The following is a 12,272-nucleotide window of genomic DNA, read 5'->3' on the forward strand; positions in this document are numbered from 1 at the left end:
AAACGTCTAACATGGCGCAACATCTGATCTGGACGACCGGCTGGCCATGCATTGCGAAATCTCCACCGACCCGCGGGACATCCTGAAGTCCAGTCATCTGGATGTGGTGCCCTATGCGCTGCGGGTCTCGGCCCTGTCCGAGCGGCTGGGCATCGACCTGTCCTCGACGCTCTTCGCCCTGCACAGCGTGCCGCTGTGTCAGGGGCGCGGCTCCCATGCCGAAATCCGGCGGGCGGCGGCGGGGTTGATTGCGGACCGGACCCCGGCGCTGCGGGAGGCGATCCCCGCGATGGTCGAAGAGCGCTGTGCCGTGCTCTGCCGGGCGGGGCGTGTCGAGGTCATGGAAGAGGTCATCCGGCCGCTGACCTCGGATACGCTGTCGATTCTCGTCGGCATGCCGATCGACATGGGCGACTACGACCTGATCAGCCGCATCTTCAGCCAGACCCTGGGGGTCGCGAAGCGGCGCCGGATGGAGCGGGAACTCGGCGATCTGGTGTCGCGGTTGCGGCGGGCCTTTCCCGATGCCGGTGACGACATCGTGGGGCTGAAGCTGGCGCTGGCGATCCTTGGCCGCGACGCGATGATGGGCACCTTCGGCTGCACCCTGCATGACCTGGCAAGGGCGCAGGAGGGCGGCGCCTGGTCGGCGCTGGACTGGCCCGAGGTGCCGACACGCACCGGCGTGCCCTATATCGACCGGATCGCGCTGAAGCAGGTCAGCGTGGGCGGTGAGACCCATGCCGAAGGCGATACGGTCCGGGCGCAGCTGACCAGGCTGGAAGCCGCCGAAGACCCGCGGGCCCGGCTCGGCTTCTTCGGGTCCGGGGCGCATCTTTGCCTTGGCCGCGCACTGACGCTGGACCTGTGGAGCGCGCTCTCGGCCTGTCTGGCGCAGAGTTCGGCGCGGGTGCGGGTGTGCGACTATGCGCTGCGCCGCGACGACGTCTTTCATATCCCTCAAATACTCATGCTGGAGATTGCCACAGAATGACGAGTGTCAGGACGGTCGTAGTGAATGCACTGGACAAGACGATCAACGTCAGGGGGAACCCGGCCTTTGCCAAGGCGCTTGTCGCGGGGGAGGACATCAAGCTGGACGATCTCGACATCGACAGCCTGTCGCGGATGGAGACCATCATGCTGATCGAGGAAGCCTTCGACATCGAGATCGACGATGACGAGGTCGTGGAGCAGGAGACGCTGAACAGCCTGATAAGCTATGTCGAACAGCGTATCGGTCCCGCTGCAGATGGGTGACGGCGATGCCCGGGCCCCGGATGACCCGCTGGTCACCGCGTTTCACGCGGCCCGGGGCAGGGGGGCGCTCAAGGCGGTCACCGAAATGGAGAAATACTTCACGCCCGTGGAAATGGCGGGTTTCGGCCGGGCGCTGGCGGCCTCGGACCACCCGGACCGCGAGGCGCTGCTGCGGCGCCGATCCTTTGCGGACCTGCGCGCGGCCCGGTCCTTGCAGCCGTTTCGGCGCGACGACCTTGGCCCGGACGTCAGCTTCTACAGCGATGGCAACCCGGCTGCCGGGAAGACGCTGATCATCGGTTTCGGCGGGATGAGCGGGCAGCTCGGCCTGCCGGTGGGTAACATCCTGCAGGCGCTGGACGCGGCGCGCACCGATGTGGTGATGCTGCGCGATCCGCTGCAACGGACCTTCCGGTTCGGGATCAGCAGCTTCGCCCCCGATTTCGCCGCACTCGTCGCGAGGCTTCGCACACGGTTCCGGCCGGAGAGCTATCGCAGGCTGGTGACGATCGGCAATTCGATGGGGGCGACGGCGGCCCTGCGCAGCGGCTTCTGGCTGGGGGCCGAACGCGCCATCGGCCTGGGAACCCGGCTTACCCATGACGACATCATGCTGATCCTGGGCCGCGAGGTGGGGCCGGCCTTCGATCCGTTCTGCGACTGTCTGCGGCACCGGCCGCACCGGGGCTTGCTTGTCTATGCCGACGGCTGCGGCTTCGATGTCGAAGCCGCCGGCCGGATGGAGGCGCTTGGTGCCGGCCGCCGCGTGGCCTTCGCCGGGATCGCAGAGCACAACCTGATCGCCCGGTTCTGGGCGATCGGCGAACTGGCGGCGTTTCTGGGGCTGCTTCTCGAAGCTCCGCTGCCGAGAGACCGCGATGCCGCGGCGCCGCCGGTCGTCATCGGCCGGACATGGGGGCCGCGGCTGCGGGCCGGTCTGAAGCGTCGGCTTGCCCGTTTGACCGGCCGGGGCAGGGGAAGGGTGGCCCGGCCGAAGCGGTAGACCCCGACAGGGCATGCGGAGTCCCGCGACAATGAAAAGGCCCGGCGCCTGGGAGGGCGCCGGGCCGGACCCGGTCAATCCGGGATTTGCGGACTACTCGTTACTCGTCGACGTAGCCGTATTTTCCGTCATGCCAGACATACATGACATAGCCCGGCAGGGTGACGTCGCCCTTCTCGTCGAACTCCAGGCTGCCCAGCACGGTGTCGAACTGGCCTTCGCTGATCGCCTTCACCACCGGGTCGTAATCGGTGGAGTTGGCGGCGGCTGCCGAGGCGGCCCAGACCTGGATCGCGCCATAGGTGTAGAGCGCATAGCCCTCGGCGGTCTTGCCCGCCGCCAGCAGCTCGTCCACCACCGGCTTGGCTTCCGGGTTCAGACGCGGATCGGGCGAGAAGGTCATCAGCGTGCCTTCGCCGGCGTCACCGGTGATCGCCCAGTATTCGTCGGTGACCAGCGCGTCGCCCGACATCAGGATGGTGTCCATCCCCTGTTCCTGCATCTGGCGCTTCATCAGGCCGGCTTCGGTGTGGTAGCCGCCGACATAGAGCACATCGACGCCGGCCTGCTTCAGCTTCGAGACCAGCGCGGAATAGTCCTTCTCGCCGGCGGTGTAGCTTTCGACCAGGGCCGGGGTGCCGCCCAGGGCCTCGTAGGCGGCCTGGGTCGCGTCGGCTAGACCGGCACCATAGGCCGTCTTGTCGTTGATGAAGGCGATTTTCTTGTCGGGGAAGTGATCCATCAGGTACTTCCCGGCCACCAGGCCCTGCTGGTCATCACGACCGCAGACCCGGAAGACACCATCGCCAGGGCGTTCGTCGGTGAACTTCGGGTTGGTCGAGGCCGGCGAGATCTGGACGATCAGCTCGTCGGCATAGACCGCCGAGGCCGGGATCGAGGACCCCGAGCAGAAGTGCCCGGCAACGAAGACGACGCCTTCACCGGCGAACTGGTTCGCCACCGCGACGGCCTGTTTCGGGTCGCAGGCGTCATCGCCGACGACCAGTTCCAGCATCTCGCCGTTGACGCCGCCATTGGCGTTGATGTCGGCCACGGCCTGCTCGGCGCCGGCCTTCATCTGCTGCCCGAACGAGGCATATTGCCCGGTCATCGGGCCTGCCACCGCAATCTTGATCTCGGCAAAAGCCGGCGCGGCGAGCAGGGCGCCCAACGCGGCTCCGGTCAGTAGAACTCTTTTCATGTCATCTCCCTTGGCAACACCCTGGTTTTCGAGGCGCGGAACAGGGTGCCGGCTGTTTCCGTGCCACTTGGACGGGCCGTTTCACGGCTCCTGTCCGGAATGAAAGCGCAAAACGGGGCGGAAGTGAACGCATCCCGCGATGCCATCTGAAACTCTATCCTTTCCGACCCCATCCAAGCGGGCCGATGCGGCGAAATGCAAACCCGTATTGCGAGGCCATCTGCCCGGCGCGGGTGAATTGCCGCGCCAGAATGCCGATCGCCAGGAGAATGACGAAATCGACGGCGTAATAGTGAAGGCTGACAAGCGTGCCGTCGAAAAGCGCAAAGTGGATGAAACGCACCGCGCAGGACAGAAGCACGATATAGATTGCCAGCCTGGCGATCGAATCCCACCCCTGGGCCACGGCGCGACCGGTCATCCAGGCCGAGCCGCCGCCCAATGCGATTGTCACCAGAAGGAATGCGCCCAGACCCTCTTCCCAGATCAGATTACTCATGCCGCGTTTCCCCGATCAATGTCCGCCACCTTCCAGATAGGCCGCGCGCACGTCCTCGCGGCCCAGCAGTTCGGCGCCGGTGCCGCTCATGGTGATCTTGCCGTTGACCATGACATAGGCCCGATGCGCCAGTTTCAGCGCGTGGAAGGCGTTCTGTTCGACCAGAAAGACGGTCAGCCCCTCGCTCTGGTTCAGTTCGCGGATCGCGTCGAAGATCTGCTTCACGACCAGCGGCGCCAGACCGAGCGACGGTTCGTCCAGCAACAGCAGCTTGGGCCGGCTCATCAGCGCGCGGGCAATCGCCAGCATCTGCAATTCGCCACCCGACATGGTGCCGCCGCGTTGCTTGATACGCTCCTTCAGGCGCGGGAACAGATGGAACACCTTCTCGAGATCGCTGTCGAAATACTTCGGGTCGACCAGCGAGGCCCCCATCTGGAGATTCTCCAGCACCGTCATGGCGCGGAAGATGCGCCGCCCCTCGGGTGACTGGGCGATGCCGAGCCGCATGATCTCGTGCGTCGGCATCATGGTGATGTCCCGGCCGTCATAGACGATCTGGCCCTGCCGCGGATGCGGGTTGCCGCAGATCGTCATCATCAGGGTCGATTTGCCGGCCCCGTTGGCGCCGATCATGGTGACGATCTCGCCGGCATGAACGTCGATATCGACACCGCGCAGGGCAATGATCTTGCCGTAATAGGTGTGGACATCCCGGGTCGAGAGCAGCGGTTCACTCATGCCTCGCCCTCCTTGCGCGCGCTCGATAGGTCGGCACGGACCTCGGGCACGTCGATTTCGGCTTCATCATCCACCCCGAGATAGGCGGCGATGACCTTGGGATCGGCCTTCACCTGGGCCGGATCGCCATCCGAGATCTTCTCGCCGTAGTCCAGAACGATGACATGGTCGGAAATCTCCATCACCACGCCCATGTCGTGCTCGATCAGCAGGATCGATGTGTCATGCTCGTCGCGGATGTAACGCAGCAGTTCGTTCAGTTCGGCCGATTCACGCGGGTTCAGGCCTGCGGCAGGTTCGTCGAGGCAGAGGATGCGCGGATCGGTGCACATCGATCGGGCGATTTCCAGCCGCCGCTGGGCCCCATAGGGCAGGTCGCCCGCCGGGCCGTCGGCGCGGTCGAGCAGGCCGACCTTGTCGAGCCAGTAGACCGCCTTTTCGGTCGCCTCCTTTTCCGCCCTGCGATAGCCGGGCAGGCCGAAGATGCCGCCGATCGAATAGCCCGAGGCCACCATCAGCCGGTCATGCTGGGCCACCAGCAGGTTCTCCAGTGCCGTCATGCCGCCGAACAGGCGGATGTTCTGGAAGGTCCGCGCGACCTTGGCCCGCTGCGCGATCTCGTGGTCGGGCATCCGTTCCAGCAGGAACACGGCGCCACCGGCATCGCGGTGCCATTTCTCGCCGCTCTCGGTCGCCTGGGCCACGGCCGCCTCCTGGGCGCCCTTGCCGTGGCGCATCACGATCCGGCCCTCGGTCGGCTTGTAGAACCCGGTCACGCAGTTGAAGACCGTGGTCTTTCCGGCGCCATTGGGGCCGATCAGCGCGGTGATGTCGCCGCGTCCGATGCTGAAGGACAGGTCGTTGATCGCGATCAGGCCGCCGAAGCGCATCGTCAGATGCTCGACCGTCAGGATTGGATCGTCGAGCCAGCGGTGGTTGGGGGTATCCGTCATCAGTGACCCTCCCCCTGTGCGACGACATCGGAAGAGATGCGCTTCTTCTCGCGCAGCGTTGCCGTGGGTTCCCTTGTCGAGACCAGGCCGCGTGGCTTCCAGACCATGATGATCACCATGGCCAGTCCGAAGATCAGCATCCGGTACTGGGTCGGCTCGAAATCGGGGCCGAAGATGGCCTTGAGGAAGTCGAGATTCCGCAGCACCTCGATCCCGCCGATCATCGCGATGGCGGCAATGACCACGCCGATCTGCGACCCGAGACCGCCCAGGACCACGATGGCCAGGATGATCGCCGATTCCAGGAAGGTGAAGCTTTCCGGCGAGATGAAGCCCTGCCGCGTGGCAAAGAACGACCCGGCGAACCCTGCGAACATGGCGCCGATCGAGAAGGCGCTGAGCTTGGTGTTGCGGGTGTTGATGCCCAGCGAGCGGCAGGCGATCTCGTCCTCGCGCAGCGCTTCCCAGGCGCGGCCGATCGGCAGGCGGCGCAGCCGCATGGTGACGAAGTTGGTCAGCAGCGCCAGGCCGAAGATGATGTAGTAGAGGAAGATGAAGCGCTGGATCGGATCGTAGGGGACGCCGATGAGGTCGTTGAAGCTGCCATCCCTCCGACCCAGTTCCCAGCCGAAGATCGTCGGTTTCGGGATCCCCGAGACGCCGTTCGGCCCGCCGGTGAAATCGGTCCAGTTCAGCAGGACGACCCGGATGATCTCGCCGAAGGCCAGCGTGACGATGGCCAGGTAGTCGCCGCGCAGCCGCAGCACCGGAAAGCCGAGGATCATTCCCCAGCTTGCCGCCAGCAGCCCGGCCAGCGGCAGCGCGGTCCAGAAGCCGAAGCCGAGGTACTGCGCCGAGAGGCCGAAGGAATAGGCGCCCACCGCGTAGAAGGCGACATAGCCGAGGTCGAGCAGCCCGGCGAGGCCGACAACGATGTTCAGCCCCCAGCCCAGCATGATGTAGGTCATGATCAGGATGGCGAGGTCGATATATTGCCGGTCGCGCTGCGGGAACACGATAGTGAAGAAGAACGGCAGCACGATGGCAAAGATCAGCAGGCCCCAGGTCAGCACCTTGGCCACCGGGAAGCCGGCGCCGGTCGTGGCCGGCTTGCGCCGGGTCGTGGCGCCCAGCCGTCCGAAGACGAAGAGGTTCAAGGCCAGCCGCCCGACAAAGACGATGCCGATGGCGGCAAGCCACAATCCCCAGCGGGTCGACAGCACCAGCCCGCCGGTTTCGATCTCGGTCCGGAGGGCCAGGAAGAAGAAGCCGAGGATCGCCGTCAGGCCGGCGGCGATCACCGATTCCCGCAAGGCCCTGGCCAGCCGGGTCTCCCGCTCCGGCTGGGGGACTGCGCCGCTGGTTCCGGTGCCAGCGGTCTCGGATGTGGACGCCATCAGACTTTCTCGATCTCGGGCTTGCCGAGCAGGCCCGACGGCATGAAGATCAACACGATGGCGAGGATCGAGAACGCCGCGACGTCCTTGTATTCCACGGTGAAATAGGCCGACCAGAAGACCTCGATCAGGCCGATCAGCAGCCCGCCCAGCATTGCGCCGGGCAGGGAACCGATCCCGCCCAGGACGGCGGCGGTAAAGGCTTTCACCCCGGCGAGGAAGCCGATGTAGAAGTCGATGACGCCGTAGAGCAACATGAACATCAGGCCGGCGACCGAGGCCAGCGCGGCGCCCATGATGAAGGTCAGCGAAATCGTGCGGTCCACATTGACGCCCAGCAGCGCGGCCATCTTGCGGTCCTGTTCACAGGCCCGCTGCGCCCGGCCCAGCGGGGTGCGCGAGATCAGCAGCGAGAAGCCCACCATCAGTACCAGCGTCGTGGCGATGATGATGATCTGCATGTAGGAGAGCTGGGCCTGGATCGTGCCGTTGGCGCTGGACCCTTCCATCAGGGTGATGCCCCCGGTGATCTGCGGCGGCAGCGGCTTCACCCGGGCGCCCTGGCTGACCTGGACGAAGTTCTGCAGCACGATCGACATGCCGATCGCGGTGATCAGCGGCGCCAGCCGGAACGATCCTCGCAGCGGCCGGTAGGCCAGGCGTTCGACCGTCCAGCCCCAGGCTGATGTGAAGGCCATCGAGACCACCAGAACGACCAGAAGCACCAGCGGCAGAAAACTGATGCCAAGGATCGTGGTGAGCAGGAGGAAGGTCGAGAGCGCGATGAACGCCCCGATCATGAAGATATCGCCATGAGCGAAGTTGATCATGCCGATGATGCCGTAAACCATCGTATAGCCGATCGCGATCAGACCATAGATGCTTCCCAGCGTCAGTCCGTTGACCAACTGCTGCACAAAATATTCCACTGGTGCACCTCTCTGTGGACGTCTCTTGGGTCGCGCCCTTTGTTCTTTCGCGACGACTCTTAGGCCGACGTATTCAGATTGCAATAGCCTCTGATCTCGAAATTTGCCGGTTTTGACCCGCGACATTTTGTCGGCATGGCCCGGAAATGATCCGGGAAAAGAAGAGGCGCAGATCGGCCAATGCGGCGCGATCGGACAGGGGCCGGATTTGTGGGACCAATCCGGATGCCGCTCCGGGGGCGTCGGCATCGGCACCCGATGGCCTGTCAGCCGGCGGGCACCGGACGGGCTGCCGGTTTCAGCGCGGTGCGGCTTCCGTGATCCTTGCGCGCAGATCGGGCGGAACCAGTGCCGCCAGCGAATGGGCCCTGGCCCCCGAAACCGATGCGACCATGACGGCCAGAATGCGCCAGTCGGTGCCGTCCCATGCCAGGACCGGTGCCCCGGAATAGCCCGAAACCACCGGGCAGGAGAGGGCCAGCATGTCGGGCAGCGTCGCCGAGAGGCTGCAATCGTCCTGCCGCTCTGCCTGCGCCGGGCTGTCCCTGCGATAGGCGATCACGCTGAACAGCGGCAGCCATTGCGCAAGCGCCGGGTCGGACAGGGCCAGCGGTGTCACGCGCCCTGCCGGGACCGGATCGGCCAGTCTCAGCAGCGCGACGTCATGCGCCTGATTCGCGCCCACCGGGGTCTCTGACAGGATCACCTCGGCCCCCTGCGCAAGCGCGGCGCTGTGCCCGTCCGAGAGACCTGCAGCGAAGCGCACCGTCGCGGGGGTCGATGTCAGGCTTTCCAGGCAATGCCGCGCGGTGAGCACCAGGTCGGACGCCACCAGCACCCCGGTGCAGACCGCCGCCCCGGCCGGGGGCGTCGCGCCATAGCTGATCCGCCCGATCGCTGCCGGCGTTTCCTGCGCCGCCGACGAACCCGCCAGAAGGTTCAGCAGCGCCGCGCCGGTGAACCACCATTTCCGCGCCATTCCGATCCCCCTTTCGAGTCCTCCGCATCTCCGGAACGGGTCGCAGCATCCGGTCCGATGCGGCCCGCCACCGTGCCGCCAAGTCTCGCATCCCGGCGTGCCGCGCGTGAAGAGCTTTCTCGGACCGGAACCGTTCCCTGGGCGGTCAATGTGCGGCAGACCCGGCGGGCGCCCCGGGGCGCCGCGCCGGCTGCCTGCATCACCAGGTCTGGGCGTCGGGGCCGAACCACTTCACGATGAGTTCGTTGATCGAGCCATCCGCCTTCATCCGGGCAAGGCCCTCGTCGAAGGTCGCCCTCAGCTCGGAATCGGTTTTCCGGAACCCGATGCCCATCCCTTTTCCGAGCGGCAGCTCCTTGCCGACGAAGACCAGTTCGCCACCGGATTCCGCGACCAGAGGCGCAAGGTAATCCTTGTCGGCAATTGCGGCATCAACCTCGCCGTTGCGCACCGCGGCCACCGCCTCGTCCGGGGTCGCGAATTCCAGCAGGACCGCATCGGTTTCGGCGACATAGCTGGCGTGAACCGTTCCGGCCTGGGCCGCGATCAGCCCCGTGGCCGTGTCGGCATCCGGGTCCAATGCGACGAAGGCCGAAGGCGCCGGCGGCAGATAGGGTTCGGAGAAGTCGATGATGGCCTCACGTTCGTCCGAGATCGTCATGCCGGCCAGGATCAGGTCGTAATTCCCCGAGACCAGATTGGTGATGATCGAGTCCCAGTCGTTGGTGACCCAGACGCAGGTGAGACCCGTCATCTCGCACAGCCGGTCGCCGAGGTCCTTTTCGAAGCCGGCAATCTCGCCGGAGTCGTCGATGAAGCTGTAGGGGGGAAAGGCGCCTTCGGTTCCGATCCGGACAGTCTGAGCCTGACAGGCGGTTGCCGCCACGGACAGCGCCGCGGCAATAAGAAGGTGCTTCATTCAAGGTCTCCGTGTTCCTGCGGGAATACCCGCTCCGGTTGAGTCGTCTAGACGCTTTGAATGAGGACCGAAAGAGCCATTCGACCAGCCGTCGGCAGGCCGCGGCCCTTTCGGAACGCGTATCGTCTCGGCCATGGGGCAGGGGAACTGCGGGGGACTGCGTGGAGAGCGGTCGCCCCGTCAAACCGGTTCCGGCCCGGCTCAACCGTGGTGGATCACCGCCTCGTCCTCGCCGAAGACATGGAACTTGCCATCGGCAATGGCCAGGTCCAGCCGCTCGCCGGCCTTGACCCCGGCCTGCCCCTTGATCTCGACGGTGATCATGCTGCCGTCCGAGAGGGAGATATAGACATATGTCTCGCCTCCCAGTTGTTCGGTGATCTGCGCCTCGCCGCTCAGCAGCGCCTCGTCCGGCGCCGCCGCGATCAGGTCCTCGGGCCGGACGCCCAGGGTGATCGGCTGGCCGGGCCTGGGCGGCTCGGCGAAGGTGGTCTGCACCTTGCGGCCGACGTCCAGCTCCAGGGTCGCCTGCCGGCCGTCGACCTCGCCGACCCGGCCCTTGAGGAAATTCATCCGCGGGCTGCCGATGAAACCGGCGACGAACATGTTGGCGGGGTGGTTGTAGAGGTCGAGCGGGCTGCCGACCTGTTCCACCACACCCTTCCTGAGCACCACCATCCGGTCGGCCAGGGTCATCGCCTCGACCTGATCGTGGGTGACAAAGATCATCGTCGCGCCAAGACGCCGGTGCAGGCGGTTGATCTCGACCCGCATCTGCATCCGCAGTTCCGCGTCGAGGTTCGACAGCGGTTCGTCGAACAGGAAGATCCGGGGCTCGCGCACGATGGCCCGGCCGATGGCCACCCGCTGACGCTGCCCGCCGGACAGCTGGCCCGGCTTGCGGTCGAGCAACTCGTTGATCTGAAGGATCTCCGCGGCATTGCTGACCAGTTCGTTGATCTGCGCCTTGGGCACCTTCATGGTCTCGAGCCCGAAGGCCAGGTTCTTGCGTACGCTCATGTGCGGGTAGAGCGCATAGGACTGGAACACCATGCTGAGACCGCGCTTGGCCGCCGAGACATTGTTCATGACCTCGCCGTCGATCAGGATCTCGCCGTCCGAGATCTCTTCCAGCCCGGCGATCATCCGCAGCAAGGTTGACTTGCCGCAGCCGGAAGGCCCGACGAAGACAACGAACTCGCCGTCCGCGATCTCGAGGTCGATGCCATGAATCACTTCGGCCGCGCCGAAACGCTTGACGACTTTCTTCAGCTGCAGGTCAGCCATCAAATCCAACTTTCTTCATTGTCTGCATCCAGCCGTTGTAAAAGGGGTGATCCGCCGGAATCGGCAGCGTTACGGTCTCGCCGGAATGGGCCGACCAGTAGACCGCCGTGAGCAGTTCGATCGACCTGCGCGCGTCGTCCAGTGTCACCGGCATCGGCGCATCTCCGGTCAGGCTGGCATGAAGCCGCGTGAACAGCCCCGGGAAACGTTCGGGCTGCGGTTCGAAATCGGCCAGCGCCTCTTCGGTCGCACGGGCCGCCTCGGCGTCGTCGTCGGGGAAGGTCCAGGGCTCGTGCCCCGGATTGTAGGGGGCCAGCCCCGATTCCGCGACCAGATCATCGAAGACGAAGCGCAGGCGCGACATCTGCTGGCGCGAGCCGAGCGTGATCGACGAGGTGGCGAAGGCGCCCGAGGTGAATTTCAGCGACAGCGTGCCGGTATCCTCGGTCTCGTTGCCGTTCTGCCGGTTCGAGGCCCGGGCGTGGACGCTCTCGATCGGGCCCATGACCTCGCAGAGCAGGTCGTGGATATGGATCGCATGGCTGGCGAAAGTGCCGCCGGTCTCGCCGTCCCAGGTGCCGCGCCAGCGGGCGGCCTCGTAATAGGGCGCCTTGCGCAGCCAATGCGTCTCGGCCGTGGCCATCAACGGCCGCCCGGCCCGGCCCTTGCCGATCAGGTGGTGCAGTTTCTGGATGCCGTGGCCGAAACGATACTGGAAGATCGGCGCGACCCGGCGGCCGGCCTTCGCCGCCGTCGCGGCCAGCGCGTCCATTTCGGCCAGCGCCCGCGCGACAGGCTTTTCGACGATGACGTCGAATCCGGCCTCCAGCGCCTGGGTTGTCTGCGGAAAGTGCAGTGCCGCCGGGGTGCAGATATCCACGAGGTCGAGATCGCGCTTCAGCATGTCGTCGAAGGACAGGTCCAGCGCCGGAATGCCGAAGCGGGCCTGCACCTCCGCGCCGCGTTTCGCGTCGATGTCGCAGAGGGTGGTGACCTCATAGAGATCGGGCAGGGACTGGAACGCCTCGATATGCGAAGCGCCGATGCCGGAACCGACGACGCCGACCTTGAGACGACTCATCGCGAAGCCTCCTGAACGGGATG

General features: G+C 65.6%; 13 protein-coding genes. 3 read left to right on the top strand and 10 right to left on the bottom strand.

What is annotated here, in order from left to right:
- Positions 1–46 precede the first annotated feature (46 nt).
- Genes NUW50_RS14810 through NUW50_RS14820 form a run of 3 tightly spaced genes read left to right on the top strand, consistent with a single transcriptional unit; the run spans position 47 to position 2,263 of the window.
- Positions 47–994 (top strand): hypothetical protein, encoded by a 948-nt coding sequence (locus NUW50_RS14810; protein WP_258289907.1) that lies wholly within the window; start codon positions 47–49, stop codon positions 992–994.
- Positions 991–1,260 (top strand): acyl carrier protein, encoded by a 270-nt coding sequence (locus tag NUW50_RS14815; protein WP_258289908.1) that lies wholly within the window; start codon positions 991–993, stop codon positions 1,258–1,260. The genes NUW50_RS14810 and NUW50_RS14815 overlap by 4 nt, the downstream gene beginning before the upstream one ends.
- Entirely contained in the window at positions 1,223–2,263 is a 1,041-nt protein-coding gene (locus NUW50_RS14820) for a hypothetical protein (RefSeq protein ID WP_258289909.1), read from the top strand. Before NUW50_RS14815 ends, NUW50_RS14820 begins: the two co-directional genes overlap by 38 nt.
- Positions 2,264–2,363: 100 nt before the next feature.
- On the opposite strand, the gene NUW50_RS14825 is transcribed toward NUW50_RS14820, so the two are convergent.
- From NUW50_RS14825 to NUW50_RS14870, 10 genes are all read right to left on the bottom strand, one after another.
- Positions 2,364–3,464, bottom strand: a complete 1,101-nt coding sequence (locus tag NUW50_RS14825) for a branched-chain amino acid ABC transporter substrate-binding protein (protein ID WP_258289910.1) — start codon at positions 3,462–3,464, stop codon at positions 2,364–2,366.
- 154 nt (positions 3,465–3,618) lie between these two features.
- On the bottom strand, positions 3,619–3,963 hold the full coding sequence (locus tag NUW50_RS14830) for a DUF6867 family protein (protein WP_258289911.1): 345 nt from the start codon (positions 3,961–3,963) through the stop codon (positions 3,619–3,621).
- Positions 3,964–3,978: 15 nt separating this feature from the next.
- A complete protein-coding gene (locus NUW50_RS14835) occupies positions 3,979–4,704 on the bottom strand; it encodes an ABC transporter ATP-binding protein (protein ID WP_258289912.1) in 726 nt (241 codons plus the stop codon).
- Positions 4,701–5,657, bottom strand: coding sequence for an ABC transporter ATP-binding protein (locus NUW50_RS14840; RefSeq protein WP_258289913.1), 957 nt, complete (start codon positions 5,655–5,657; stop codon positions 4,701–4,703). The genes NUW50_RS14835 and NUW50_RS14840 overlap by 4 nt, the downstream gene beginning before the upstream one ends.
- On the bottom strand, positions 5,657–7,054 hold the full coding sequence (livM, locus tag NUW50_RS14845; RefSeq protein WP_258289914.1) for a high-affinity branched-chain amino acid ABC transporter permease LivM: 1,398 nt from the start codon (positions 7,052–7,054) through the stop codon (positions 5,657–5,659). The genes NUW50_RS14840 and livM overlap by 1 nt, the downstream gene beginning before the upstream one ends.
- Positions 7,054–7,983 carry an ABC transporter permease subunit gene (locus tag NUW50_RS14850; protein ID WP_258289915.1) on the bottom strand — a complete coding sequence of 310 codons (930 nt, stop codon included), beginning with the start codon at positions 7,981–7,983 and terminating at the stop codon, positions 7,054–7,056. Before NUW50_RS14850 ends, livM begins: the two co-directional genes overlap by 1 nt.
- A gap of 298 nt (positions 7,984–8,281) precedes the next feature.
- Positions 8,282–8,962 (bottom strand): trypsin-like serine peptidase, encoded by a 681-nt coding sequence (locus NUW50_RS14855; protein WP_258289916.1) that lies wholly within the window; start codon positions 8,960–8,962, stop codon positions 8,282–8,284.
- A 199-nt stretch (positions 8,963–9,161) separates the two neighbouring features.
- Positions 9,162–9,881, bottom strand: coding sequence for a transporter substrate-binding domain-containing protein (locus NUW50_RS14860; RefSeq protein WP_258289917.1), 720 nt, complete (start codon positions 9,879–9,881; stop codon positions 9,162–9,164).
- Positions 9,882–10,082: 201 nt separating this feature from the next.
- Entirely contained in the window at positions 10,083–11,168 is a 1,086-nt protein-coding gene (locus tag NUW50_RS14865) for an ABC transporter ATP-binding protein (protein ID WP_258289918.1), read from the bottom strand.
- Positions 11,161–12,249: a Gfo/Idh/MocA family protein gene (locus NUW50_RS14870; RefSeq protein ID WP_258289919.1), complete on the bottom strand. Its 1,089-nt coding sequence runs from the start codon at positions 12,247–12,249 to the stop codon at positions 11,161–11,163. The genes NUW50_RS14865 and NUW50_RS14870 overlap by 8 nt, the downstream gene beginning before the upstream one ends.
- Between the last annotated feature and the right edge of the window lie 23 nt (positions 12,250–12,272).

It is taken from the genome of Frigidibacter sp. ROC022, from assembly GCF_024723735.1.
Classification (GTDB): domain Bacteria; phylum Pseudomonadota; class Alphaproteobacteria; order Rhodobacterales; family Rhodobacteraceae; genus SLM-1.